This window comes from Lacticaseibacillus sharpeae JCM 1186 = DSM 20505 (genome assembly GCF_001436225.1).
Taxonomy (GTDB): domain Bacteria; phylum Bacillota; class Bacilli; order Lactobacillales; family Lactobacillaceae; genus Lacticaseibacillus; species Lacticaseibacillus sharpeae.
Genome location: NZ_AYYO01000022.1, coordinates 45921 through 71096, shown reverse-complemented (window position 1 = coordinate 71096; position 25176 = coordinate 45921). Strand labels below are relative to the sequence as shown.

At 54.5% G+C, this 25176-nt stretch carries 25 protein-coding genes; 7 read left to right on the top strand and 18 right to left on the bottom strand.

Annotated elements, in window-relative coordinates:
* Positions 1–23: 23 nt before the first annotated feature.
* From pgmB to FC18_RS05755, 3 genes are all read left to right on the top strand, one after another.
* Positions 24–704 (top strand): beta-phosphoglucomutase, encoded by a 681-nt coding sequence (gene pgmB, locus FC18_RS05765; protein WP_054678253.1) that lies wholly within the window; start codon positions 24–26, stop codon positions 702–704.
* Positions 705–1484, top strand: a complete 780-nt coding sequence (locus FC18_RS05760; protein WP_054678255.1) for a Cof-type HAD-IIB family hydrolase — start codon at positions 705–707, stop codon at positions 1482–1484. It begins immediately after the preceding gene.
* Positions 1485–1791: 307 nt separating this feature from the next.
* Entirely contained in the window at positions 1792–2853 is a 1062-nt protein-coding gene (locus FC18_RS05755) for an amidohydrolase family protein (protein ID WP_054678256.1), read from the top strand.
* A 47-nt stretch (positions 2854–2900) separates the two neighbouring features.
* Here FC18_RS05755 and FC18_RS05750 read toward each other — a convergent pair whose 3' ends face one another.
* From FC18_RS05750 to FC18_RS05675, 16 genes are all read right to left on the bottom strand, one after another.
* On the bottom strand, positions 2901–3140 hold the full coding sequence (locus FC18_RS05750; RefSeq protein ID WP_054678257.1) for a type II toxin-antitoxin system prevent-host-death family antitoxin: 240 nt from the start codon (positions 3138–3140) through the stop codon (positions 2901–2903).
* Positions 3141–3207: 67 nt separating this feature from the next.
* Positions 3208–3783 (bottom strand): TetR/AcrR family transcriptional regulator, encoded by a 576-nt coding sequence (locus tag FC18_RS05745; protein WP_054678258.1) that lies wholly within the window; start codon positions 3781–3783, stop codon positions 3208–3210.
* Positions 3783–4301, bottom strand: a complete 519-nt coding sequence (locus FC18_RS05740) for an NUDIX domain-containing protein (protein ID WP_054678259.1) — start codon at positions 4299–4301, stop codon at positions 3783–3785. Before FC18_RS05740 ends, FC18_RS05745 begins: the two co-directional genes overlap by 1 nt.
* Positions 4288–5058: a hypothetical protein gene (locus FC18_RS05735; RefSeq protein ID WP_054678260.1), complete on the bottom strand. Its 771-nt coding sequence runs from the start codon at positions 5056–5058 to the stop codon at positions 4288–4290. Before FC18_RS05735 ends, FC18_RS05740 begins: the two co-directional genes overlap by 14 nt.
* Before the next feature lie 93 nt (positions 5059–5151).
* On the bottom strand, positions 5152–6771 hold the full coding sequence (locus FC18_RS05730) for an ATP-binding cassette domain-containing protein (RefSeq protein ID WP_054678262.1): 1620 nt from the start codon (positions 6769–6771) through the stop codon (positions 5152–5154).
* A 454-nt stretch (positions 6772–7225) separates the two neighbouring features.
* Entirely contained in the window at positions 7226–7468 is a 243-nt protein-coding gene (locus tag FC18_RS05725; RefSeq protein WP_056975704.1) for a hypothetical protein, read from the bottom strand.
* Positions 7469–7470: 2 nt separating this feature from the next.
* Positions 7471–8064: a hypothetical protein gene (locus FC18_RS05720; RefSeq protein WP_156660875.1), complete on the bottom strand. Its 594-nt coding sequence runs from the start codon at positions 8062–8064 to the stop codon at positions 7471–7473.
* 266 nt (positions 8065–8330) lie between these two features.
* The gene (locus FC18_RS05715; RefSeq protein WP_054678266.1) at positions 8331–10160 is read right to left on the bottom strand and encodes a monovalent cation:proton antiporter family protein; all 1830 of its coding nucleotides are present in this window, start codon (positions 10158–10160) and stop codon (positions 8331–8333) included.
* 78 nt (positions 10161–10238) lie between these two features.
* Positions 10239–10769, bottom strand: coding sequence for a EutP/PduV family microcompartment system protein (locus FC18_RS05710; RefSeq protein ID WP_054678268.1), 531 nt, complete (start codon positions 10767–10769; stop codon positions 10239–10241).
* Between the two features lie 89 nt (positions 10770–10858).
* Complete coding sequence (gene recA / locus FC18_RS05705) at positions 10859–12025, bottom strand: recombinase RecA (RefSeq protein ID WP_054678270.1); 1167 nt, start codon at positions 12023–12025, stop codon at positions 10859–10861.
* A 129-nt stretch (positions 12026–12154) separates the two neighbouring features.
* Complete coding sequence (locus tag FC18_RS05700; protein ID WP_054678272.1) at positions 12155–13093, bottom strand: dihydroorotate oxidase; 939 nt, start codon at positions 13091–13093, stop codon at positions 12155–12157.
* Between the two features lie 108 nt (positions 13094–13201).
* Entirely contained in the window at positions 13202–14764 is a 1563-nt protein-coding gene (locus FC18_RS05695) for an autotransporter outer membrane beta-barrel domain-containing protein (protein ID WP_056975699.1), read from the bottom strand.
* A complete protein-coding gene (locus FC18_RS05690) occupies positions 14757–15866 on the bottom strand; it encodes a WxLIP family cell surface protein (protein ID WP_056975697.1) in 1110 nt (369 codons plus the stop codon). The genes FC18_RS05695 and FC18_RS05690 overlap by 8 nt, the downstream gene beginning before the upstream one ends.
* An 11-nt stretch (positions 15867–15877) precedes the next feature.
* Positions 15878–16447, bottom strand: coding sequence for a hypothetical protein (locus FC18_RS05685; RefSeq protein WP_162260708.1), 570 nt, complete (start codon positions 16445–16447; stop codon positions 15878–15880).
* 371 nt (positions 16448–16818) lie between these two features.
* The gene (locus FC18_RS05680) at positions 16819–17364 is read right to left on the bottom strand and encodes a hypothetical protein (protein ID WP_054678285.1); all 546 of its coding nucleotides are present in this window, start codon (positions 17362–17364) and stop codon (positions 16819–16821) included.
* A 208-nt stretch (positions 17365–17572) separates the two neighbouring features.
* Positions 17573–19906, bottom strand: coding sequence for an ABC transporter ATP-binding protein/permease (locus FC18_RS05675; RefSeq protein ID WP_054678287.1), 2334 nt, complete (start codon positions 19904–19906; stop codon positions 17573–17575).
* Positions 19907–20092: 186 nt separating this feature from the next.
* On the opposite strand from FC18_RS05675, the gene FC18_RS05670 reads away from it, so the two are divergent.
* Together FC18_RS05670 and map are read left to right on the top strand one after the other, a co-directional pair.
* Positions 20093–20626 carry a MarR family winged helix-turn-helix transcriptional regulator gene (locus tag FC18_RS05670; RefSeq protein ID WP_054678289.1) on the top strand — a complete coding sequence of 178 codons (534 nt, stop codon included), beginning with the start codon at positions 20093–20095 and terminating at the stop codon, positions 20624–20626.
* Positions 20627–20866: 240 nt separating this feature from the next.
* Entirely contained in the window at positions 20867–21688 is an 822-nt protein-coding gene (gene map, locus FC18_RS05665; protein WP_056975693.1) for a type I methionyl aminopeptidase, read from the top strand.
* A 50-nt stretch (positions 21689–21738) separates the two neighbouring features.
* Here the strand turns inward: map and FC18_RS05660 are convergent, their stop codons facing one another.
* Both FC18_RS05660 and FC18_RS05655 read right to left on the bottom strand, forming a co-directional pair.
* Complete coding sequence (locus FC18_RS05660) at positions 21739–22038, bottom strand: ArsR/SmtB family transcription factor (RefSeq protein ID WP_054678291.1); 300 nt, start codon at positions 22036–22038, stop codon at positions 21739–21741.
* Positions 22039–22110: 72 nt separating this feature from the next.
* The gene (locus tag FC18_RS05655) at positions 22111–22572 is read right to left on the bottom strand and encodes a MarR family winged helix-turn-helix transcriptional regulator (protein ID WP_054678293.1); all 462 of its coding nucleotides are present in this window, start codon (positions 22570–22572) and stop codon (positions 22111–22113) included.
* Between the two features lie 555 nt (positions 22573–23127).
* Here FC18_RS05655 and FC18_RS05650 point away from each other — a divergent pair.
* Both FC18_RS05650 and FC18_RS05645 read left to right on the top strand, forming a co-directional pair.
* Positions 23128–24693 (top strand): Nramp family divalent metal transporter, encoded by a 1566-nt coding sequence (locus FC18_RS05650; protein ID WP_056975691.1) that lies wholly within the window; start codon positions 23128–23130, stop codon positions 24691–24693.
* Complete coding sequence (locus FC18_RS05645; RefSeq protein ID WP_054678294.1) at positions 24686–25117, top strand: universal stress protein; 432 nt, start codon at positions 24686–24688, stop codon at positions 25115–25117. Before FC18_RS05650 ends, FC18_RS05645 begins: the two co-directional genes overlap by 8 nt.
* The last annotated feature ends 59 nt before the right edge of the window (positions 25118–25176 follow it).

Here is a 25176-nt window from a genome sequence, read left to right as displayed (position 1 = left end):
TACGAAAGGAACGGTACTGGATTATGAGCATATTCAAGCAGATTAAAGGGTTCGTCTTCGACCTGGACGGCGTCATCACCGACACCGCCCGGCTGCACACCAAGGCGTGGCACGAAATCGCCGACCAGGTTGGTACCCCGTGGAGTCACGAGCTAGCCGACAAGTTGCGCGGCATCGGGCGAGAAGAATCGCTCGACATCATTTTGCGCGCGGGCGGCAAGCAAGATGCTTACACCGACGCGGAAAAAACGCAGCTGGCCACCGCTAAAAACGAGCACTACCAGCGTTTGATTAGCACACTCACGCCGCAAGACATCTTGCCGGGCATCCCCGAATTCCTGCACGACCTGCACGAGCACGAATACCTGATGAGCATCGCCTCAGCATCCCGTAACGCGCCCGCCGTGCTTGAGCGGCTCGGACTCACCCAGTACTTCCCGAAGATTGTCGACCCGAACTGCCTACACACGGGTAAGCCCAATCCCGAGATTTTCATCAAGGGCGCCGCAATTCTCGGCCTCGAACCGCGGCAGTGCATCGGAGTTGAGGACGCAGCAGCCGGCGTGCAGGCCATCGATGCGGCCGGCGAAATCTCCGTTGGCATCGGCGATAAGGATGTCCTGCGCGGCGCCACGATAGTGTTCCCGACCACCAGTACCCTGACGCTCGCTAACATCAGCGGACGGCTCAAGGAGGCGGCGTAAATGACAACTGAGCAATTCCGCGCCGTCGTCTTCTTCGACCTCGACGGTACCTTACTCCGGGACAATAAGTCGGTCGCCCCGGACACCGTGAAAGCCATCGGCGATTTGCGCAAAAATGACGTTTTACCCGTCATCGCCACCGGCCGCAACGTGTTCGAAGTCCAATACGTGCTCGACCAAACCGGCATCAACACCATCGTCAGTGCCAATGGGAGTTACGTCGCCAGTCGCGGTCAACAAATCTACGCGGCAACAATCCCCGAAACGCTCATTCAAGACGTCAACCGGTACGCCCGCGACCACGATAATCCAGTCGGCTGGTACAACAACCAGGGCTTTGCCATCAGTGCCAAGTCCGCCGACACCGTTGCGAACTACCACCTGCTCAACTTGCAGGCCAAAGTTGACCCCGCTTTTTACAAACAAAACGCGGTTAACTTCATGTTCGTCTTCAACCGTACGCATGAACAGGCCTACGCCAAAGAGTTCGCCGGGGAACTCAGCTTCGTACGCAACAATATTCGCGGACTCGACACCATGCTGGCGGGCGTCTCCAAGAAAACCGGTATCGAGCACCTGCTGGGTAGCTTGAACCTAACCAACACGCCATCCTACGCGTTTGGCGACCAGCTAAACGACTTGCAGATGTTCAGCCTCGTCGACCACCCCATCGCCATGGGCAACGGGGTTCCCGTCGCCAAGCAGCAAGCCGAATACGTGACCAGCTCCAACATGGAAGGCGGTATTGTGCGGGGCCTGGAGCACTACCAGCTGATTTAACGTGCACATGCCGTCCGTGTAACGTAGGTCTATCTGGACCTTGGTTGCAAGCGGCGGTTAGTGCGAACCCCTAAGTTTGAACTTAGTTGTCAAAATTTGCGGGTTCTTATGGAAACAAAAAGGCCTCTCGCGTATCTGACGAGAGGCCTTTCTATCTTTCTAACAAGCAAAAAAATCAATGTCTATGCGTTCGTGTTTTTTGCTTAAATCAACACTTTGCCTATTATTGCGGATTGTTCCTGCTCTCCTCGCGCCCTAACATTAATGGTGCAAGGCCGGCCCCCACCCGGCACTAAGGAGGAACACCATGACCCAAAATATTATCGACGTCCACACCCATTACCTGCCACCCAAGTACGTGGCGGCACTGAAAAAGCACATTCCCGGCAACCCCGACGGCTGGCCAACCCCAAGTTGGTCTGCGGCCAAGACGTTGCACTTCAACCACGAACACCACATCGCTTACTCGCTGTTATCCCTCTCGTCCCCGCACATTAACTTCGGCGACCGCAGTGAAACACTAGATCTGGTGCGCGATGCCAACGACTTCGGTGCTGATTTGCACAAAAAGCACCCCGATGAATTAGGCTACCTCGCTAGTTTGCCCCTGCCGTATGCCGATGCAAGTGTTCAGGAAATCAACCACGCACTAAACAACGGCGCGCAAGGCTTCACCGTCCCCACTAACTCCCGCGGCATTTACTTCGGCTCCCCCATCATGGATTCCGTATACGCCAAGCTGAACGCGGAGCACGCCGTGGTGGCCTTGCACCCGAACCAACCCGCCCAGTTGCCGATGAACGTTAATATCGACATGCCGACCCCACTCATGGGCTTTTTCATCGACACCACCATGACGTTCATGAATCTGCTCCGCTACCACTTCTTCGACAAGTATCCGGACATCAAGCTGATTATCCCGCACGCTGGCGCCTTCATGGGCATTCTAGCCGACCGCGACGCCCTGTACACCAAGGAGAACTACCAGGCCGACATGTACGCGGCCATGCGCCACGTCTACTTCGATACCGCCGGTGCCGTGTTCCCACGCCAGCTGCCGATGCTGCTGACGCTGGCCGACGAGAACCACATCATGTACGGCAGTGACATCCCCTACACTGGCAGTCTCGCTGCGGGCCAGCTGCTTCAGGTTATCGAAAACGGCGGCAAACCGGCCGGCGATAAACGGGTGGCACAAATAGAGAGCGCGGCTCGGTACCGCAGCTTCCTCGCCCGGCACCCCAAGACCGCGAAGTTCAACACCCTCATGGACATGGAACTGAACATGATGCAGGGCGCGGCGATTTTGGATGACGACCTGCGCACCAAGATTTTGACGGCCAACGCCCGTCAGCTGTTTAATCTGTAACCAAAAAGGCCAACCACGCACGTTTTCGTGCATGGTTGGCCTTTATTTTACCTAGGGTTCGGCGCCGGGGCGAAATGCTCGGTGCCCTGGTACTGCTTGTGCATCAAATAATGGTTGCTGACGAGGTGTTTTTTGGCCTGCAGGCGATCATAGGCGTGCTTGCTGACCACCACCACGTCGTCCCTAGCGCCGGGGATTGTCACCAGCAGCGGCCCGGTATCAGATGCTACCTGCAACAGATATGCTTCACGATTCTGAATGAACTGCGCGCGACTCACGGTTTTCATCGGGCATCACCTTCCTACCCTGATTGTACCGCGTCGCAAGCGGCATACAAGACGTTAGGGTACACCGTTAGCCGGCCAAACCATTGGCCAAGCTGACTGGCGCCTGGCCGCGGGCGATGTTGATGTAACGCAAAATCACTGCGGGTTCGCTGCGGGCACCTTCCTCGATCCACAGCCGCAAAACAGCCAGCGTGCTCGCCATCACGACTGCCTGCGCGTATTGCGGCGGCAGATCGGCGCTGGCTGGTTGTTGGTCCAGGTGCAGCAGGTCTTTTAAGAGCGCCTGCGCATTCGCCATGAAGTGGGCATCCGCGTCCGCCAGCAGCAAGGCCGACACCACGTCGATATCACTGCGCAGGGCTTCGAGGAAGTGCAGAATCAGGTCGTCGGCAATCACCCCGTTATCCGCTGAGGTTGCCGTATGTTCAGCAACAATCCGCCGGTAACGGGTGAACAGCTGGCTTTCAACTTTCTGCAGCATGTCGTACTTGTCTTGGTAATGCAGGTAAAATGTGCCGCGGTTCACGTGCGCGCGCCGGACGATTGCCGCCACGGTAACGCCCGCAAAGCCGTTTTCCTTAATTAATGCCGCCAGCGCCGCCACCATGTGGTCCGCACTGGCTGTTTTGCGTGTATTTGCCATTAACTCAGCCCCAACAATGCGGCCGCGGCATCCAGACGGGCAACTTGCCCGTTGATCCCCGCCGCCGTGAGCAATTTGCGCGCATCCGCCAGGGTCAATAGCTTCACTTGCGCCACTTCGCTGACCTGCATGTGCACGTCAGCAAGGGCAATCGTTGACTGCACGACAAACCACTCCTCAATCCAGGTGCTGTAAAAATCACGGGCAAACATGGCCGTGCGTGGCACACTGACTGCCAGCTGCATTTCTTCCTGCACCTCACGGGTTGCCGCAGCGGGGCCATCCTCACCGCGCAATGCCGAGCCGCCGGCGCCGAGCTCCCATGCACCTGGGTGGCTCAGCTTGTGCAAACTACGCTGCTGCACCAGCACGTTGCCGCGTTCGTCAAACAGAATGCAAGCTACTGCCAGGTGGAACGTGCCCGCGGGCAGTGTGTCCCGCCGCCGCGCCGTGCCTACGATGTGCATTTGACGGTCGTACAGGTCCCATTTTTCATCTAGTTGATCAGTTGTTGTCATCCGCACTGCCTTTCTTCAGCATCCACCAGTACAGCAGGCCCGGAATGACGAAGAGTCCGATAACCAGTAATGTTGCAATTTCGCTGCGCCCCATGAATGCGTGCACGGGCGCGAATTGGTTAGCAATCACAATCACGCCGGCGTACAAGGTGGCAAACACCAGCGGCGGGACGAACGCCCGGCGCGGCGCCATGATGTACATGAGGACAAACGCCAAGATTACACCAATAACGGCCTGCTCAATAATGACCCAGGCGGGCAAGTACACTTCCCCGATTTTGGGCAAGAACTCGCTGAACCGCTTAATGATGAGTAGCAGGAAAAACGTCGCCCAGAACTCGTTGGACTGGGGTTTGCGCCGTTTGAACACCCGGGCCTGATTCCACATTAATGTGGCCACGGTCCCCAGAATCAACACGAGCGACTGCCAGATGTACTGGAGCGGCTGGTAGAGACTACTTTCCAGGGACTGCAAGAACAGCATGACGAGGAATCCGCCGTAAAACGCGATGAACGCAATGACGATTTTGGCGCCGATGCCCATTTGCGCTTCCTTAACGATGCCCTTGGCCACAGTTTTGGCCGCACCCAAGTTCAGCTCAATGTCCGCGCCATCGCGTTGCAGCTGCCCCAGGTGGTCGAACAACGCTGTGATTGGCGCCGCCGTTTTGTCTTGGCGGACAAACAACGCGCTGTTCACGTACTCCGTGACCCGCATGTAGTAATCTTCATAAACTCCTGATAGCGTCGTAACCATGTCATCCTCCAAATGTGCACCCATGCAACCAACTTTTGCTGATATTATACCGCGTTTGGTGCGCAAAATGGTGGCAGCATTACTGAACGCACGTCATTTTGCCAGCGTCACGATTCCATCCAACTTGGCCGCCGTGGTTGGACTCAGATGGTGGGTCACCATGATGACCGTCACCCCGGTTAAACCAACGATTGTGTCGATGAGCTGCTGGGCACTGGCCTTATCCAGCGCTGCAGTGGGCTCATCTAGCAGCAGGATTTCCTTACCCCGGACCAAATTGCGGGCGAGGGCCACGCGGGCCCGTTGCCCGCCAGACAGGTTCGTCCCGCCAGCATCCAGTTGTGTTTGCCACCCATCCGGTAGGTCCGCAACCACCACGTCTAAACCCACTTGCGCCGCGGCGTGGTCCAGCTGCTCCTGCGTGAAGTCATCCCCGAGCGTCACGTTTTGCAGCAGCGTATCCGCGAAAATGTACGGATTCTGTTCTATATATGCGATGCGCCGGCGCAATTCTGCACCCGCAATTTGTCCGTAATCCGTCCCGTCAAACGCCAAGCTGCCCGCCACCGGCTGGGTAATGCCGGCAAGCAGCCGCAACAGCGTGGTTTTGCCAATCCCGGACTCGCCGGTGATGGCGTACTTGCCGCTCGCACGGAAAACGGTCGTTAAATTACTAAACGTGGGCGTTTTGGTGTCCGGGTACGCGTACGCGACGTCGGTGAGTGCTAAATTGGTGCGCAACGGTTGCATTTGCACGCCAGCTTGCTCAGTCGCGGCCGGCGCTGACACCGGAAACTTCGCAAAGATTGGCTGCACCGCGCGCATCTCCATAATGTTCGCACTAATGCCGGTGAGGTAACTGAAGATGGTGCCGGAAAAATACGCCGCAGCACTAATCGCGCCCACTGGAGTCAGGTGCATGGCGTACAAAATGGCCGCCTGCAGCAGCACAATCACCTGGCTGACGAGACTTACCCCATTGGTCAAACCCATGAGGTGCCCATCTGCGCGGGCGTACCGATTTTTTCGTGCCGCCAAATCGCGGGACGCCCGCTGCGTTGCGGCCCCAATCAGCGGCAGCCGGCCGAGCATGAACAGCGTGTCGAAGCCGCCGAGGATGTCAGTGACGGCACGCGTCAGTAATTCATTCCCGTGCGACACCGCCGCGCTCGCATCGTTCAGCCGGTTGCCAAAACTTTTGGCCACCCCAATCATCACCACAACAAGAATAGCGATGGTAATCAGCAAACTGTAGTGGAAGTGCACCATGATGCCCACGCTGAAGATTACTGTGAGCACCTGTTGCACCACGAACATGAGGATGTCGAAGCCGAGGTCTTGGATATTCGTGACGTCATTAGTCAACCACGAGACGTACGTGCGCATGTCCTGCTTGTGGAACGCTGCGTACCCATTGCCGGTGATGCCCGCAATAATGTCGCTGCGCATCGCAATCGACATCTGCTGCTCCGCCTTGGTGTAGCTAATCTTGTACGCGCCCAATTCGACACTCCACAGTAAGTTAAGGCCGAGGAGGACGGTGCCCCAAGCGATGGCGCGGTGCGTGTTGCCCGCAACCAGCGCGGTCAGAATGTTCGCACTCGCCAGCCCGTTACCGGTAAGGCAGAGCGCGCCAATTAGCGTCCAGAATAATACGAGCAGGTTTGCCCGCCAGAACTGCTTGAGATATTTAGTTAGTGATAATTTCGCCATATGCTATTTTTTATAAACCTTCGTCTTTCTGTTATGCCGTACTTGCTGTCGATTCGGCAAGCAACGCCACTCATTGCGCGTTGCCCCCGTGTGTTTTTCAAAATGCTCATGCGTAAAAATGTTCCTTCCTTAATGACGAACCTGGCCTTGCCAGTTCGTTAAACGTCTTGGGTCTTAAGTGCCGGTTTTGGTCATCGACTGCAACCTCCGTGCGTGGATTCAAGTAATGTGGCAACAATAGACTTGAATTCTGCACAAAAAAACGACGTATCACCCAGGATACGTCGCAAACAATCACAAACTACAGTTGGTTGGTGTGCGTACGTGCGGCCACTACTGGCCCCTGCGTGAATGTTTTCATGTTTAACATAGGCACACCACCTTTCAGAATTAAGACTCAATCTATAGTTCACATTATACCCTTAGCCGCGATTAATACAATCGACATCGCCAATTACTCCAGCACGTACCGCAGCTTCTGCCAGAAGGTCATCTTCTTGGGCTTGGGTAATGGTTCTGGAACCGGAATGGGCTCACTCAGCTTACGTTTCATGGTCGCCACGTCCTTGACTGGAGGTTCACCTAGTTCGGCCAACATGGCATTCAAGTCCCGCAGCATTTCCTGGTCCTTTTCTGCAGCAGTCATTTTTGCTACCTTTTGTTGATATAAGCGGCCCTCTTCGCGTCTGTCCATCATGTTCACCTCCGAATGCTAATCTCAATGCCAACTTCATTAAAAAGCCTGTTCACATACCGCATGCTTGTAAAACGCATTAACGTTACAATTGGATATTGGTATTCAGGATTAGAAAAATAATAATGAATTTCTGATTCAAACGACTGAAGAAGATCTTCCTTGGCAATGTACTGCTCGTTTTCCAGGAAAAAGCCTAGTAAGTTCAAATAGTGTAGTACTTCGCTTGCATTTGCCGTTGCTGCAGCGTGGTTCAGATACAACCGAACATCATCATGTTTATCCGTATTATTAATATCGCTAAACTTAATATCGTTAAGAAAATCATCCATTTCCTGTGCATATTTAGCAAGCACAGCAATTCGTTTTTCGTTGTAATCCTCAATAACTGCAACGGTTTGCCGAAATCGTTTAGCACTTAACTCCTGTTTCTCCACCGCAAGTGTATTTACGAACGTTGCCAATGCGACCCCCGCGGCAAGTAGGCCCACAATCATAGAACCGACCGTGATTACCTCACGAATTGAAACCCACCAGGCAGCATCGTACCACCCTGACATATGTGTATAACCCAATAATACCAACATCATTGATTCCATCGACATATAATCCTTTCGTCGTCACCACAATCCTAGCACGTTTTTGTGGTATACGTTATTAATCGTTAAACGGATCAAGCAAGTACCAAGTCTTAAAGATATTCATCGTTATTTTAGACCTGCTAAAATCACCCACCACATTTAGATTGCGCCATTTACCCCTGAATCCCCCGAAACAATCTGCCCGGAAGCACATCTTGTTCCACACCGTTCCCCAAAGCAAAAAGCCGCAGACGCGAACGTCTGCGGCTAAGCGCCTAGGTTATTTAGTTCATCTTCCCCAGTTCACGCTGCAGCTCGCGGGCCGCAGCCTTGTCCCCGGTGAAGATCAGGTGGTCATTAGGTTCAATCAGCGTATCCCCGTGCGGAGCCACGAACTTGCCGGCCCGGTAAATGCGGCTGATGGTGATGCCGGTAATGTTCGGCAGACTCTGGAGTGCGATACCGGTGTAGCGGTGGTTGCGGACAGCAACTTCGTACAGCCCAGCCTCCGTATCCGTGAGCAGGCGCAGCGTCGATGGCGTTTCAATCAGCCCCCGCATCAGCGAGACATTGACGTTGTAGGAGTTGAAAATTTCGACACCCTTATGTGCCAGTAAATCAATGCGCTCGTCACTTAGGTCGCGCTCGAACCGGGCGATAATCCGCGGCACCTTCCGGGCAACGGCCGCTTCGGCAAGTTGATAGTTCACTTCACCGTCGCGGTAGCCAAGCACGAGCACCTCGGTATCGAACACACCCGCTTGCGCCAACGTGGCCTCCGTCATCGAATCCAGCAGCCGCACATCGGTCGCCTGACTGTTGTAGGTGTGGTAATTCTTCTCCGAATCGGTCACCATGTGCACGTCATACAGCGCGTGCGGCAGTTTCTGCGCCACCGGAATCGTCAGCAGGTTCGTGCCGACGAACGTCACTTCCGTCTTGCGGACATCCTCTGGCTCTGGTTTATACAGCCGGTTGAAGATAATCGGCGAACAAATCGCGGTGAGGACCGCCGCCAGCGTGAAGGCCCCGGCCTGTTGCTCCGTAATCGCGTGTAAGTTCCGGGCCACCTGCAATGTTGGCAAAACCAGCGTGATGGTCGTGGAGGTCAAAAACGCCGCCGCGAGTGCGTTGGTTTGCTTGTAGCGCAGCCGAAAAACAAAGTACGGCACGATTTTGGCCGCGATGAAGCAGGCGAAGAACAACGGAATCAGCATGGCCGCCTGCGGATCTGCAAGCAGCGTGCGCAGGTTCAGCTTCGCCCCCGTCATGATGAAGAAGATGGGAATGAAGAAGCCATAACCAATAGACGTCAGTTTGTCTCGCGTCAGTTCGCTCGGCCGCAGCAGCTTCATCACCATCCCGGCGAGGAAGGCCCCCAAGATGTTTTCCGCCCCCACCCGTTCAGCCACCGTGACCAGCACGAAGATGAGGAAGAACGCGAGGCGAATGTCGAGCTGGGTCGTTGACTTGTCGATGTTCGCGAAGAAGCGGTAAACCGCCTTAAACCGCCGCAGCAAAATGATGGCCGCCACGAAAATCAGAATAATCAACCAGATACGCCCAGCGTGTCCCCCATTAATGGAGGCGTAGATGGTCAGGGCTAGCAGCGGCACCACTTCGCCCAGCACTGCCGTGAGCAGAATGGTCTGGCCAATTGGCTTGCTGAGTAGTTCCTGTTCCTTAAGTGCGGCGATAACGATGCCCAGGGCAATGGTCGAAAACAAGATGATAGCCAGGAAGATGTCGCTGAACAGACCCGCGACGTGTAAGGCAAAGCCCAAACCCGCGGCGACCGCCACGACGCCAACGAAGGCGAGTGCAGCCAGCGTGGTCGGCGCGATTTGCTTATCGCCCTTGCTGCGCGCCGAGCGGGAGAAGAGGTCGAAGTTGATTTCCATCCCCGACAGGAACATCAGAATAATCACGCCGAGGCTCGACAAAAATGTCAGGTTGCTCGTTGTGTGCACCAAATTGAGGCCGGTTTGGCCGATGATGATGCCGACGATGATTTCCGCGACCGCATTGGGCACGGCATTAAAGTGCAATTTGGCCACGACCAGCGGCGTGACGAGCGCCGCAATCATCACGACCAGTAATGATAGTTGGGACATGATTTCCCCCGATTCAATTGTTTGATGTTGCTAGTATACCACCAGCACCGAGCAGCGCGGGTAGCTTCTGCCAGCGTGTCAGTCGAGCGCGATTAGCTGCCGCATGCGTGCCGCCTTTTGCCGCTGGTTCCGGGCAGTCATGATGCCGTAGCGACCGTGAAATTCCTGGAGCAGCGGTGCAGTGTGCTGTTTGAAGCGGCGCGGATAACCCCAGATGAAGAACATGAAGTCCAAGTAGTCCCGGTCGAAGTGCTCCTTGAACTCAGGGTTCATGTCCGGCCGCGTTGCCGGGTCGCGGCGAAAACGCAGCGAACGGCGAATCACGCGGGCAATCGAGACCACGCGCGGACACTTCAGCAGCACCACGACGTCTGCTTGCGCCAGCCGCACAGGCATCGTGCCGCTGTAGTTACCGTCGATAATCCAGTCCCCATTGGTCGCCATGAAGTCGCTTTGGACCTGCGCCAGTTGCACCTTTGCCGCCGCGCTGTAATCCATTGCGTGCCACACCTGATCAAGTGCGAGTACTGGATACCCAGTCTCCTTGGCCAGCATGCGGGTGAAGGTCGATTTGCCCGTCCCCGCATTGCCAATCACCATGATTTTCATTAGTTGCTGCCCCCTTTAGCAAAAAAGTCAGTACAAACAAAATAACACTGCCAGCGCTAAACTGACAGTGTTATTACACATTAATTGCCTTAAATCCGGGTGATACCCTTTGGCAGTGGCTTCTCGTCATCTGCTTCTGGCGTCAATTCGGTCTGGACGGGCGTCTTGCTCTTCGCAGCAGCAGGCTTCTTACTGTCTGCTTCCTTCTTCGCTTCGTCGTCATCCTTAGGCACGTAGTAATCCATAATCTTCTTGGTGACTTCGGCCGCAACGTCTTCGTTGTCCCGCAGGTAGTTAGCAGCGTTCACCGCACCCTGCCCAATCCGGGTGTCGCCGTATGAGTACCAGGAACCACTCTTCTTGATGATGTCGACCTTGTCCGCGGTTGCCAAGTTCAGCAAGTCGGCGAAGTGGTCAACACCCTTACCAAAGGAAATAGTGGATTCCACAACCTTAAATGGAGGGGCAACCTTGTTCTTCACGACCTTAATCTTGATGCCGTTACCCAGCACCACGTCATGGTCCTTGACCTGGCCACTCTTCCGAACATCAAGCCGGATGGTGGAGTAGAACTTCAGGGCCCGACCACCTGGAGTGGTTTCGGGGTTCCCGAACATGATGCCGACCTTTTCCCGCAGTTGGTTGATGAAAATCAGCAGGGTCTTGGACTTGCTGACCTTCCCGGCGAGTGTCCGCAGTGCCTGGGACATCATCCGGGCCTGCAACCCCACGTGGGAGTCCCCGATTTCACCGTCGATTTCGGCCTTTGGGACCAGCGCCGCAACGGAGTCCACAACAATCACGTCAACGGCCCCAGAGCTGACGAGGGCGTCCGCAATCTGCAGGCCTTCTTCACCGGTATCTGGCTGGGACAGAAGCATTTCGTCGATGTTAACACCCAGTGCTGCGGCGTACTTCGGATCCATGGCGTTTTCGGCGTCGATGTAAGCCGCCGTGCCGCCTTGTGCCTGAACGGAGGCAACAGTGTGCAGCGCAATGGTAGTCTTCCCTGAAGATTCAGGTCCGTAGATTTCGATAATTCGGCCGCGGGGGAAGCCACCAACCCCGAGCGCAATGTCCAGGGACGTAATCCCGGACGAAACGGCATCGACCTCGATGGAACTCTTCTCACCCATGCGCATGACCGCACCGGAACCATAATTCTTCTCGATCTTCTTGAGTGCCTCCGCCAACGCCTTCTTCTTCGCGTCCGCGTCAGTAATCTGTTCAACACCCTTTGTACTCTTAGTCGCCATATTGCGCCCCCTGTTACGTTTCTATGTTTCCATTATCGAACATTAGTTTGCAAAAGGCAAGCCCCAGACCACATTTTTGCCCCGAACAAAACGGCAAAATTGAGGGCTGAGGCTTGCATGGTTTTTAGGTTACAGCGTCTTCAAGGCGCCACGGAATTCTGGTAGGTTCGTGTACCCTTTCCGCGTCATTTCGGCTTGCAGTTCAGTCAGCAGGCGGGCAAAAATCTGCGGGCCTTCCTGGTGCAGCGCCGTGCCGACTTGCACCATGTCCGCGCCGCACAGAATCAGCTCGTACACGTCGCGCCCGGTGTGCACCCCACCAGTCCCGATGATACGGATATTAGAATTCAGCCGCTGGCGGAATGCGCGCACATTGGCCAGCGCAATCGGCTTGGCGTACGCGCCGCCAATCCCGCCGAAGCCACCCTTGGGCTTGATCAGCGCGGTGTCGGTCTCCGCGTCAATCATGAGCCCGTTACCGATGCTGTTCATCGTGTTGATGAACGCCAGTGGGTAGCGGTTCAAAATCGCAGCCATCTGGTCGAACTGGGCCAAATCGAAGAATGGGGGCAGCTTCACGCCGAGGGGCTTGGTGAAGAAGCTAAACAACGCGTCCAGAATCTTGACCGTCTGTGCGGGGTCGTACGCCGTCTGCGGTTCGCCCGGCACGTTCGGACAGCTCAGGTTAATTTCGGTCAAGCCAGCAAAGTCGCTGTCTTGAATCCGGTGCGCCACCGCAATGTTATCGTCGAAGGTTGTACCCACGATGGACATAAAAATAGCGTCAGCAGGGTGTGCTGCTTGATAAGTGGCCACGTAATCGAGGTAGTAATCAATCCCGAGGTTCGGCAGCCCCATCGAATTAATGCTGCCAAGCGTTAGGTCGGCGTAGCGTGGCTCTGGATTCCCGGGCCGCGGCTTGACCGTCGCACTCTTCGTAACCATGGATCCCGACGCACTGGCAACCATCGCGTCCAGTTCGTCCTTATCAAAACAGTTCACCCCACTGGCGTTCATTAGGGGGTTGGCAAAAGTATAATTGCCAATTGTCGTCGTTAAATCGAGCATCTCTGCACTCCTTTATTTAGTGACCTAAGTATTTGCGTTGGTCTTAGTGTAGCGCAGGCGGACGGCAACGTCTAGTGGTAGTGCATATTCTGCAACGCAACGCAGCCGTTACTTTTGCGTCGCGCTCGTCCCCACTTCAATGTTCCACTTGATTTGCGCCGTGTACTTTTCCGCCCGCACCTTGGCCTGCTCATCTGCCGGCACGGTCAGTAACATCCCCGTCAGCTCCTGGTCAATCTGCACCGCGTTATCCGAGTTGTTGGGGTAAATAACCGTGGGCGTTGCCTGCAAATTGGTGCGTTCCCACAGGTTGTTGGTCGCAGCGGGCAAGGTTAATACGCCCGCAAACGAGCTCCCATCCCCAGCCGTCCAAGCACTAACTTGGGCTGTGAGGCTGGCCCCGGCGGCCAACGTTGCCTGAATCTTGAGCGTCCCCGTCGCGGTCAGTGCCTCGTTCAGCGCCCCAATAGTGCCACTGCCAAAATCGACCCCCTGTGAGACAGTCAGCTCGTTGGCCGCGGTTGAACCCGTACCATTAATCTGATCATCAATTTCAGTCATCGTGCTCGCGCTTAATTTTGGGTTATCCTTGAGCACGTTAAGTGAGGCGTCATCCATCTGCGACAGGTACGTCAGCACAGCGCCATCGTTCAGGTTGAACTGCGAGTACTGACCAGTACCAGCACTGACAATCGCGTTAACGGAATTATTACTCAACGCAATGGTCCCGGAGTTCGAGTTAATCAATGTCGTGATATAGTTCAGCGTGTTCCAGTTATTGGCATCAAGAGTCCCGCTACTCAAATCGGTGCTGCCGTTATTCTTAACGATTTCAGCAAGCATCGCGTTCAGGGTACCGGAAATGTTCGTCATATCGTTACCGGCCAAGTTCAGTGTCGTCAGATAAGTCGAAATCGAGTATGCACTACCTTCAGCGAAGTTGGTCATGCCGTTGTTCGCCAAACTGAGCGTGGTTACACGCTGTGAGCTAGTCACCCCGAGCAGCGTGGACGCGAGAATCCAGTTATCCGTCAAGTTGCCCAAGTTGTCGTTATTCAAAATCAGCGTCTGCAAATTCGGCAGCCGGTTTGTCTGGAAGAGCGCCATCAACATCTGTGCGTTCCCGTTATCCGCAATTTTGCTCGTCACCCCGGTCAAATCAACCGTAGTGGCCATACTCCCAGACGCGATAATCTGCATCAGAAAGTTGAATGGCGGATACTCGGTTCCCCCATTAACGACCAACTTCTCCGTCACCAAGGGCCCGTCACTCGCATCAACTTTCCCATCCAGGTTCAGATTATAGACATTGGCATCAATATCGTACAACGACTTATCCGTTGCACTGTTCACCCAGTCAGCCACCGTATCATTGGGGGCCGAAGTGAAAGTGCCATCGGCGTTTTGCGTGCGCGTCGCCAGGCTGATGGTGGTCAGGTCCGCAATGTCCCCGATTGTCACCGTCGCCGGGGTTAAGCCCTTATTCGCAGCGGTTTGGCCATCCGCGTAGCTACTATTATCTAGCAGCACTTGCAGCACATCCGTGGGAATCTTGTAATCGACCAGCTTGTTGGCGCTATACGCAGCCGCCGCGGCCTGCTGCGGACGCGCAAAAAGGAACCCGCATGTGATTGTGGCTAGTAGCAGCAACATTGCTAAAACCTTACGCATACGCGTTCCTCCTTTCACTTAAAGACGCAGCAAACTTTGCAGCGTTTGCTGAACTGTTGTTACTTCTTGCGCCGAATAATGAAGACCACGAGCCCAACGACGGTGATTGCGAGCACCGCAATGACACCGCATAGACAAACCACGGCAGGCCACCCTTAGTTGCCTGCAGTGTCTTGTTCATCTGCTTGGCTTGCTTCTTCGTAAGGACCACCGTTTGCTTCAGCTGCTTGCGGTACTGATACCGGGTGCCATCTGCCGCCCGGTAAGCACCGTTAGCATCCTGCACATAGTATGCCACAGCAGTAACCTTGTAGGTACCCGCATCTGCAGTCTTAGGTAACTGTAACATGTAGTCGAAGTGCGAGTTCGGCGCCATCTGCATGTTCGCAACCGTGCGCTTGTACTGCTTACCGGTCGTCTCGTTGGTCGCCTTGGCCTCGACGCGCAGTTGGTTCAGGAACGTCGCACTGGTGTTGTGTAGCGGCAGCGCAATGACGTTCTTGTATTCAGACTGCGTAATCTTGGTTTTGCCAACAGCGAGCTGCGGCAACCACGTTGAATCCACGCTACGGGTAACGACGGCAATGCTGTACTGGTACTGATTCTTCACGGCAAAGTTGGCGGAACTCTTCGTTTTGCTGGTCGTTTGCGGACTGAAAATCAGCGCCCCGGCTGTAATCCCGGCACCGTGATTCGCGGGCATGGCCAGCGTTGCCGTATAGGTTACTGTCCCCTTCGCCGGGATGGTAACCTTCTTGGCCCCCGTCAAGATTGCAGTGAGCTTGGTTTTCAGGGTGCTGTCAGCAGTCTTGCGGTCGGTATAATCGACCATCCCCGAATCGTTGGTCTGGGCAGTCGCCACCTTAGCGTTCACCGTAATGGCCTTGTTCGTGTTATTCACGAGTTTCGCCTGCAACTTGGTGCTGGTGCCCGGTTTAACAATCACATCATAATACGACTCGGACTTGTCACGCTGCAGGTGCGACACGACTGGCGTAACCGAAAAAGGCAGGCTCGCCGCCTGCACTTTCATCGGAAATATGAATGCCAGCGCCAGCGCGAATGCGGCAAGGGGCAGTAATATTTTGGCATGTTTTGTCATTGTTTATATTCCTATTGTTGGTTGGGGTCGGCTGGATCAGCCAAGGTCCATGTGAGGGTGTTGGTGTAAGTACCGGTGGTAAGAAGTGTATTATTGGCAATGTCCAATTTCAAATCCATAGGGTCAATCGTTTTTGTCCCTTCTGTACCTTCAGTAACCTTCACACCGTCAGTTGTCAACGCTTTAGAACCAACGGTCAGCGTAGCACTTGAATCAAGTGCAGTGGTAGAGGAGGTTTCATCGCTACCAGTCTTTGCCCATGCACCCTTCGCAATGGTAATGGTCCAAGCACTGTTTTCAGCACCAAGAAAGTCACTTACTGTTGCTGTCATCTGATTGTCAGCAGTTTGGGTCAGACCCTTGGTGTAAACGTCTTGAACACTGGCACCTGCAAACTTTGCATCAGTAGTCACGTTCGACAAACTAAGCGTCCCTGGCGTAAACATTACAGAACCTCTTGTGTTTGCGGTCGTGTCTGTGTTTGTGCTCGTGTCCGTCGTGTCAGCATTAACCATGTTACTTGCCCCAAAGATTCCGGCTGCGACTGCGCTAACTAATGCAATACTCAATACTCGTTTCAAAAGAAATTCCCCCTGATTAAATAATTCATTTATTTTAGAAATCATACACTCACGTTACCAGCCGACCACTAAAGCAATCCCAGCAAGTAACCCTAAACTTCGATGGTTAAGGTACCATCTGTAAGTCAACAGTTCAAGCGTTTCAAAAATATTACAAAATAAATTCCGCTTTCATTAAAATTCGCCGTTCAAATCCACTTACTTTCTCCCAGTGTTCTTATTAAAAGATAACATCCTGTCTTAATGCCAAGCATCCACCGTCTCCGATAACTTAACTGATTAAAGGCAAACTGAATTATTTCTTCATATTTATGCGGCGCACATGCTGGCCCACTAAAAAAATCCCGGAAAAGGATCCGAGATTTTCTCCGTTAAATCAGCACCGTCGACAGCGCCAAGTTTACGCCAATCCACACGAGCCCGAGCAAGGCCACGTAAGCTGCACCGCGAATCATCCAGCTGCGTTCCACCGCCTTGGCGTCGGCGGGCATGAACTGCAGTTCGTTCTTCTTGCCGTCCTTAACCTGCTGCTGATAATCAGCTGTCATCTTGTTTTGCACGTAAATCACGAGGCCATCAGTAGCGAGCGTGCCGAGCGCCCCCACAATCAGGACAAACACAGCGAGGTAAACCCAGGTTGGATCAGGATAGTCCGCGCTGCTGGCCGTAAACCAGGACGCGACCGCCCCGATGACGAAGACAACCGCGAACAACCCGGAAGCAGACCGCAGCTTCCCGGTCCGCGGACTGAAGTACTGCGCGATGAGTTTCGCCCGGTCCTTCAAGCCGACGTCATCCAGGTCGAACTTGGTCTTGGCGATGAGTTGCTGCCGTGAAGTGCTAATCGTGCCGAGAATTAGGGCCAAAATCAAAACCACAATGAAAAAAATACCGAACCATAACGTACTACCACTCAATTTTTCTACCACCTAACTACAGATTATGGGTGCAGCTTCCGCGTAACTCGGTGCACCCCGTATGAGTTCACTATACGGATAAGTTGTGTGCAAACCGTGAACGGTGCACGAAGAAAATCAGGCAAAAGTGTGACCGGCGCGCAGAAACCGAACACGCAAAAGGCGCGTCACCACCATGGACGACGCGCCTTATCGCAAACATATTCGGTTATTCAGCACGCAATGCCTGAGCAGCGTCCTTCTTCGCGGCCATCCGTGCAGGCACGTGCCCACCAAGAATGGTGAGGACGGTACTGATGATGACCAGCACAATCGCGTGGACTGGGTTCAGGACGGCAACATTACTGAGGTCAGTCATCCCGAGCAGCACCGCGTTGATTGGGAACGTGCACAACCAAGCGATGATAATCCCGAGCACCCCGGCACCAACCCCGAGAATCGCGGTTTCGGCGTCGAACACGCGGGTGATGTCCTTCTTCCGGGCACCAAGCGCCTTGAGCACCCCGATTTCCTTCGTCCGTTCAAGCACGGAGGTGTAGGTGATGATGGCAATCATGATCATGGAGGTAACCAGGGAAATCCCGGCAAAGGCGACCAGCACGTAGGTGATTGCGTCCATCAGGCCCCCGGTCATGTCGGACACGGTTCCGGCCATGTCGGTGTAAATGACCTTATCCTTCTTGGACTTACCCTTGTTGAACTTGTCGAGGTAATCGAGCACCTTGTCCTTGTCCTTGAAATTAGTTGGGTAAATCTGGATGGAGCTTGGCGTCTTGGAGCCGCCGAGTACGGTGAGCATGCTGGAAGCAGTCGTTGCATCCATCGTTTCACCCGTCATCACGTTCTTATTGGTGGCCTTCTGTGCCTTCACGATGGCGGAGTTCTTGTTCTCGTTCAGCACCGTCTTGGTCAGCTGGTCACTGTACGCAATCCCGCTAGCCAGCAGTCCGTCGCTCTTCTTGGAACGTACGCGGACAACCGCAGTAATGGTCAGTGTCTTGGTGTTAGACTTACCAGCCATCGCCTTGTAGTCCGTCCCCGGCATGAAGTTCCCGGTTGGCAGCTTGGTGTAGTAATCGTTGTTGGTGACGAGCTTGACGGTCTTGCCGACGAGCTTGCTGTAGTCGAACTTCTGGTTTTCTTTAACCTTGAAGCCCAGGTTCTTGAGCGCGTTGATGTTCACCACGTTGTCGCGGTCAACCACGAGCACAATGTCGGTGTCCTTGGTAGGGTATGCCCCGTTCAAGACCTTGTAGTTCTTCTTCAGGAAACTCTGGTTCCCGTTGCGGTCGATGGGGTAAACACTACCGCCGACCCCGGTTGCCGCCGCCATCATTGCGGAGGTATCCGTCGTGTTGGAATCAGGGTTTGCGTTACTGAACTTAACGGTCTGGTACTTGCCGTTCGCATCACGCACGAGGTTCATCCCCGTCCCGTACGTCACCGCAATGTTCTTGGCGAGCGTCTTGCTCATTCCGTTCACGTAATTCAGGTACTTGGTGTTCAGCTTGTTAACGTGCTGGGCCTTGTCCGCCGCACTGGTCTCGGCCGTGACGTACTTGTTTTTGCTAAAGCTCTTGCTGCGACTGGTGGATTCCATCGCCGCACTCGTATCGGTGCCCACCGGACTAATGGTGACGGGCATGGTCGACAGGGTTTCGGCCTGCGTCTTGTCGATCTGCTTCTGGAACCCGTTGGACAGCGCGAGCACGATGGCAATCCCGATAATCCCGATACTGGAAGCGAACATCGTCAAGAACGTCCGCCCCTTCTTGGTGCGGATGTTGTTGAAGGACAAACGCAGCGCGGTGATGTAACTCATCTTGGTGCGTTTGAGCTTGAAGTCGTCTTCCTTGTCCCCTTCAACGTGGGGGTGGGAATCGTCTTGAATCTGCCCGTCGGCGAACTTGATGATGCGGTCCGCGTACTGGTACGCCAAATCAGGGTTGTGCGTTACCATGATGACCAGGCGTTCCTTGGACAATTCCTTGATCAACTTCATGATTTCCTGCGAGGTCTCGGAATCCAGCGCCCCAGTTGGTTCATCGGCGAGCAGAATCTCAGGGTCGTTGGCAATCGCCCGGGCAATCGCCACCCGCTGCATCTGGCCCCCAGACAGCTGGGTTGGCTTCTTGTGCATGTGTTCCTTGAGCCCAACGCGGATCAGCGCGTCTTCGGCTTTCTTGCGCTTGGTGGCCGCATCGACCCCAGACAGCGTCATCCCCATTTCGACGTTATCGATAATCGACAGGTGGGTGATGATGTTGTAGGACTGGAAAATAAAGCCGACGGAATTGTTCCGGTATGCATCCCAGTCAGAATCCTTGAACGTCTTGGTGGACTTGCCCTTAATCAGCAGATCCCCAGAATCGTAACGGTCCAGACCCCCGATGATGTTGAGCATGGTCGTCTTCCCGGAACCACTTGGCCCCAGGATGGCCACGAACTCCTGCTTGCGGAACGCAACGGAAACGTCGTCTTGGGCCTTGGTCAGCGTGTCGCCGACCTGGTAGTACTTTTTAATGTGCTTCAGTTCTAGCATGTTATCCTCCCCAGGACTGGCCGCATGGTGCTGGCCAGTGAATGCACGTGCATGAACCCGTGCTATGATTTTCTAAGTATAGACTATATTTGACGATTGTCAACTATTGCAGATTGTTAAATGTTTAAAAATCTGGTACAGTACTCCAAGAGCGATTCATCGACCGCTCGCGGAGGAGTATTAATTATGGAAGCAAAGCAAAACCACACAGACGTTGCCCTGTTCAGCGAATTATTCGGCTTAACCGCCCAGACCGTCTTTCGCAGCATCAACCTGTCTGACTTACACTTAACGAACATTGAAATCATGACGATGATGACCGTCTACAGCCATTCAGGTATCAGTATGTCGAGTTTGGCCAAAGCCATTGGCGTGTCGAGCGCCCAACTTTCGCGCACGGTGGGTAAGCTGGAGGCCGCCGGTTTAGTCGAGCGGCGCCACAATCAGCAGAACCGCCGCATCGTGAACGTCTTCCACACGCCTAAGGGTAGCGCAATTGTGGAACAACAAACGGAACTGGTGCACGCGAATATCAGTGACAGTCTGAATAGCTTGTCGCCGGCAGAACGCACCGAACTGGCTGCCAGCTTCAAGAACGTCATTGACTTGCTCGTCAAGGCGGGCTTCGTGCACGGCAATCCGCGCCGGGCAATGGACGAACACGTCTTCGGCGACCAGCTGCCCGATGAACATACGGAAGATACCTTGCCACATTTGTAAAGGTACATGTTCCGCCCGTGAACTGAATCAGCCTTCCGATGTATTTTCTGCAAGTGTCATTACCCCGCGCGCAATGCAGGCGGGTAAAATCTATCGTTTGCTTTATCCGGCCGCAAGCAAACCGCGTGCCACCGGCTTTTTGCCCGTTACACCCCCTATCGCAGCAAAGTGCTAGACTAGAGGCATAACGCATGAAGCGGCGGTAGTTTGCCCCGCTTCGTGAAGAGGAAGGGCAAAAAATTGATTACACTTAAATCCCCCCGCGAAATCGCGGGGATGGCACACTCCGGCGCAATTCTAGCCGGCGTCCACCAGATGCTGCGCGGTAAGCTGCACGTGGGCATGGACACCTGGGACATCGAAACCATGGTCGATGACTACATCACCGCCCATGACGCAATTGCTTCCGAGAAGGGCGTCGACGGTTACAAGTACGCCACCTGCATCAGCATCAACGATGAAGTGGCCCACGCGGTTCCGCGCAAGGGCCTGAAGCTGCAAAACCACGACCTGCTCAAGGTGGACCTCTGCGTTAACTGGCACGGCTACCAGAGCGACTCGGCATGGAGTTACGTGATTGGCGAAAGCACACCGGAAATCGACCACCTGATGCACGTTGCCCACGAGGCACTCTACCGTGGGATTGCCCAAGCACAAGTCGGCAACCGTATCGGCGACATCGGGAACGCGATTGAAGGCTGGATTGAAACCGAAAACCACATGGGTGACGTCCGCGAACTCATCGGTCACGGTATCGGCCCGTCCGTGCACGAACTACCTGACGTTGAGGCGTACGGTCTGCCCCACACCGGCATGCGGCTGCGCGAAGGCATGGTCATCACCATTGAACCCATGGTCAACCTCGGCACGTGGGAACTGGCCACCAAGTACATGCCGGATGGCTGGGAGTACTACACCAGCGCCGACCACACGTTGTCTGCCCAATACGAACACACCTTGGCCATCACCAAGAACGGCCCCAAGATTCTAACCAGTCAGGATCCCGAGTTCGACCAGCAATACCTGCTGACGCCAGCCGAACTGGATTTCACCGACTTATAACTAACAAAGGACGCCCCGCGCACATTATGCGTGGAGCGTCCTTTTTGATTCTAGAGCAGGCCACCTGCGGCCCGAATAATGGTTAAAACATCGGGGTCAACCAAGCTGTAATAGCGGGCCTTACCCGCAACTTCGCTGGTTACCAGTCCGTGCAACTTGAGCGCAATCAGTTGGTGTGACACCACGGGTTGTTCTAAACCCAAGCGCGCACCAATCGTGTTCACATTGAACTTACCGGTGCCCAGCAATTGTAAAATCCGCAGCCTCGTCGGATTAGCTAGCAGCTTGAATACTTGCACGGCCGCGTCTAAGCGCGCCTCATCTACGTCGTCGGGAACAATATCCGCCATGTCATACCTCATCGTTGTTTTTCAAATAGTATATCACAGTTGACATATGTGGCAAACGACGTACTTACCTCACTACTCAGTATCCGCTAATTGGTACTTAACAGAGGAAACCAGCTTCCTGATTACCGCAACCAAACTGCATCGCTCTTCTTCTGTTAAATCACCAAGTATCGTTGTGTAGTGCTCCTTGCTGCGGGCTAGTTCTGCCCGGCCCGCTGCGGTTAGCTCAATCTCTACCACCCGGCGGTCATAGCGGGACCGCGTGCGGCGGACTAGGCCCTTGTGCGCCAACTTATTCATCAGCTCGGATGCGGACGCCGGACTAATGCCGAGCCTTGGCACCAGTTCTTTTTGCGTCAGCTTCGGCGTGGCCGCTAGCAGCGCGAGCACCTTACCCTGCCCGCGTGTACTCGTTGCTAAGTGGTCGTGATCGCGGCGCTGCATGTCTGCCATGTAGATGTTAAACCGCGTCAGTTCATCAATAATTACATCGTCTGCGGGACTTACACTCCGCACTTGCGTATCTGTTGTCATAATGGTCCTCCAACCCTGAAATCAATCTTCTTCTTAACGTCCATCCACCTTTTTAACTGGTCACCCAGCATTGATTTGCGGTACGTGATTATTCGCACCACCACATAGTATACAACCGGTAGCAGCAAATTTAACCCCAGATTCAGAAAATTTTAGGCACACCAAAAATAGTTTGACCAAACAATTAGTTCGGCGTTCCAGAACTTTATTGTGCTTAGACGATTCCCGTGGTGGTGTTTCCCGCGGGCACTTTAATTAGGTAGACCAATATTGTTTTTCACATTGTGCAAGCGGAACCAAGTGGCTGTAATGCCCATCTACCAGCGTTTACAGCCACCCGTTTTGCATTACAATGTTCCTGTACCGCAAAGCAAACGGCCGCGAATGCCGTGGTGTTGGTCCGCAATCTTGACCACACTAGCTACCAAGCTCTTCGCCTAAGTTTGCTTTGCCGGGCACCAATTCAATGGTAATTCGCTGGGGTAATCCAGCGAACCGCTACATTTGTGGCAGTCACGGCGCGATGGCATGCAACGTGACAGAAAGGAAGAGAATATGACTGAAGAACCAGCAACACCCCGTAAGCACAAACTAATCGAGTATGCGAACGGGCCGTCACTTGAGGAGATTAACGGGACGGTTGAGGTCCCCAAAGGCAAGGGCTTCTGGCGCACCCTCTTTGCCTACTCTGGCCCCGGCGCGCTGGTTGCCGTTGGGTACATGGACCCCGGCAACTGGTCGACCAGTATCACTGGGGGCCAAAACTTCCAGTACCTACTCATGTCCGTCATCTTGATCTCAAGTTTGATTGCCATGCTCCTGCAAAACATGGCCGCCAAGCTCGGCATTGTCAGCCAGATGGACCTCGCCCAAGCAATTCGGGCGCGCACGAGTAAAACCCTCGGCATCATTCTCTGGATTATGACCGAATTTGCCATCATGGCCACCGATATCGCCGAAGTTATCGGGGCTGCGATTGCGCTGTACCTGCTATTCCACATTCCGTTAGTCATTGCGGTGTTCATCACCGTGTTCGACGTGCTGCTATTATTACTGCTAACGAAAATTGGGTTCCGCAAGATTGAGGCCATTGTTGTTTGCCTCATCCTGGTTATTCTGCTGGTCTTCGCCTACCAAGTCGCATTATCCAATCCCGACTGGGGTGGCGTGATTAAGGGCTTAATCCCCACTGCCGGCACGATTGCCACTGCGCCCGAAATTGGCGGAATCACCCCACTCAGCGGGGCGCTAGGCATTATCGGGGCCACGGTCATGCCCCACAACCTGTACCTGCACTCTGCCATTTCCCAAACCCGTAAGCTCGACCACAAGAACACGGATGAAGTGGCCACTGCGGTGCGCTTCAGTAACTGGGACACCAACATTCAGCTGACCCTCGCCTTTGTCGTGAACTCCCTGCTCCTCATCATGGGGGTGGCGGTCTTCAAGTCCGGCGCCGTGAAGGACCCGTCGTTCTTCGGTTTGTTTGACGCCCTATCCAACACGTCCATGCTCAGTAACGGCGTGCTGATTGCCGTTGCTAAGTCCGGCGTGCTGTCCGTCATGTTCGCCGTCGCCTTGCTCGCTTCTGGGCAAAATTCCACCATCACCGGGACCTTGACTGGTCAGGTCATCATGGAAGGTTTCGTCCACTTACGGATGCCGCTGTGGGCGCGGCGCCTGGTCACCCGGCTGATTTCGGTCATCCCCGTGTTGATTTGCGTGGGTATGACAAGCGGGATGAGTAAGGTGGACCAGCACGAAGCCCTTAACTCACTCATGAACAACTCCCAGGTCTTCCTGGCGTTCGCCCTGCCGTTCTCCATGTTGCCACTACTGCTCCTCACCGACAGTGCCGCGGAGATGGGCAAGCAGTTCAAGAACTCCATGTGGGTCAAGATTTGCGGCTGGATTTCCGTTATCGGTCTCACCATCCTCAACATGATTAACATGCCCAGCTCGTTTGCCGCGTTCGTGGGCGCAGGGCAAATTGGCATTGCGCACATTGCCGCCTACATCACCATCGGCTTAATCATCGCACTGCTGGCTTGGTGCCTATACGACATGCACCGCAGCAACCAAGCACTCATTGCAAGCAAGGGGGAAAATAACCATGCATAAAGACTTCCGCACCATCCTTGTCGGCGTTGACGATTCCGATGATGCCATCACCGCATTCCAGTACGCCATTCACCGCGCGAAGGCCGACGACGCCGCGCTCATCATCGTGTCGGTGCTCGAATCCGACGAGATGAACATCTACCAGGCATTAACCAAGGACTACATCCACGGCGAGCGGCAAGAACTAGAAAAGCACGTCCAGGATTATGCCAATTTGGCCACCAAGGCGGGCATCCGGTCCGTCCGCACCGTGATTGCCGAGGGGGACGCCGGCGAAGAAATCGTCAAAACGGTCATCCCGCAGTTCAACCCCGACCTGCTGATTATCGGCGCTGCAGCCAAGCAGGGCATCGCCAAACACTTTGGCAGCCAGGCCGCATACATGGCTAAGTACGCCCCGATTTCCGTCCTCGTCGTCCGCTAAACGTAATCAGCCCCAAATTTTCCGCACAGTCAGAAAATTTGGGGCTTTTTGCGTATGCG

Coding starts and splice junctions, on each gene's coding strand:
- FC18_RS05760 (WP_054678255.1), top strand. CDS start 705: ATGACAACTGAGCAATTCCGCGCCGTCGTCTTCTTCGACCTCGACGGT.
- FC18_RS05645 (WP_054678294.1), top strand. CDS start 24,686: ATGCATAAAGACTTCCGCACCATCCTTGTCGGCGTTGACGATTCCGAT.
- FC18_RS05730 (WP_054678262.1), bottom strand. CDS start 6,771: ATGGCGAAATTATCACTAACTAAATATCTCAAGCAGTTCTGGCGGGCA.
- FC18_RS05655 (WP_054678293.1), bottom strand. CDS start 22,572: ATGACAACAGATACGCAAGTGCGGAGTGTAAGTCCCGCAGACGATGTA.
- FC18_RS05660 (WP_054678291.1), bottom strand. CDS start 22,038: ATGGCGGATATTGTTCCCGACGACGTAGATGAGGCGCGCTTAGACGCG.
- FC18_RS05650 (WP_056975691.1), top strand. CDS start 23,128: ATGACTGAAGAACCAGCAACACCCCGTAAGCACAAACTAATCGAGTAT.
- FC18_RS05700 (WP_054678272.1), bottom strand. CDS start 13,093: ATGCTCGATTTAACGACGACAATTGGCAATTATACTTTTGCCAACCCC.
- pgmB (WP_054678253.1), top strand. CDS start 24: ATGAGCATATTCAAGCAGATTAAAGGGTTCGTCTTCGACCTGGACGGC.
- FC18_RS05670 (WP_054678289.1), top strand. CDS start 20,093: ATGGAAGCAAAGCAAAACCACACAGACGTTGCCCTGTTCAGCGAATTA.
- FC18_RS05720 (WP_156660875.1), bottom strand. CDS start 8,064: ATGGAATCAATGATGTTGGTATTATTGGGTTATACACATATGTCAGGG.
- FC18_RS05725 (WP_056975704.1), bottom strand. CDS start 7,468: ATGATGGACAGACGCGAAGAGGGCCGCTTATATCAACAAAAGGTAGCA.
- FC18_RS05740 (WP_054678259.1), bottom strand. CDS start 4,301: ATGACAACAACTGATCAACTAGATGAAAAATGGGACCTGTACGACCGT.
- FC18_RS05735 (WP_054678260.1), bottom strand. CDS start 5,058: ATGGTTACGACGCTATCAGGAGTTTATGAAGATTACTACATGCGGGTC.
- FC18_RS05675 (WP_054678287.1), bottom strand. CDS start 19,906: ATGCTAGAACTGAAGCACATTAAAAAGTACTACCAGGTCGGCGACACG.
- FC18_RS05690 (WP_056975697.1), bottom strand. CDS start 15,866: ATGACAAAACATGCCAAAATATTACTGCCCCTTGCCGCATTCGCGCTG.
- FC18_RS05715 (WP_054678266.1), bottom strand. CDS start 10,160: ATGTCCCAACTATCATTACTGGTCGTGATGATTGCGGCGCTCGTCACG.
- FC18_RS05745 (WP_054678258.1), bottom strand. CDS start 3,783: ATGGCAAATACACGCAAAACAGCCAGTGCGGACCACATGGTGGCGGCG.
- FC18_RS05695 (WP_056975699.1), bottom strand. CDS start 14,764: ATGCGTAAGGTTTTAGCAATGTTGCTGCTACTAGCCACAATCACATGC.
- FC18_RS05750 (WP_054678257.1), bottom strand. CDS start 3,140: ATGAAAACCGTGAGTCGCGCGCAGTTCATTCAGAATCGTGAAGCATAT.
- FC18_RS05755 (WP_054678256.1), top strand. CDS start 1,792: ATGACCCAAAATATTATCGACGTCCACACCCATTACCTGCCACCCAAG.
- recA (WP_054678270.1), bottom strand. CDS start 12,025: ATGGCGACTAAGAGTACAAAGGGTGTTGAACAGATTACTGACGCGGAC.
- FC18_RS05710 (WP_054678268.1), bottom strand. CDS start 10,769: ATGAAAATCATGGTGATTGGCAATGCGGGGACGGGCAAATCGACCTTC.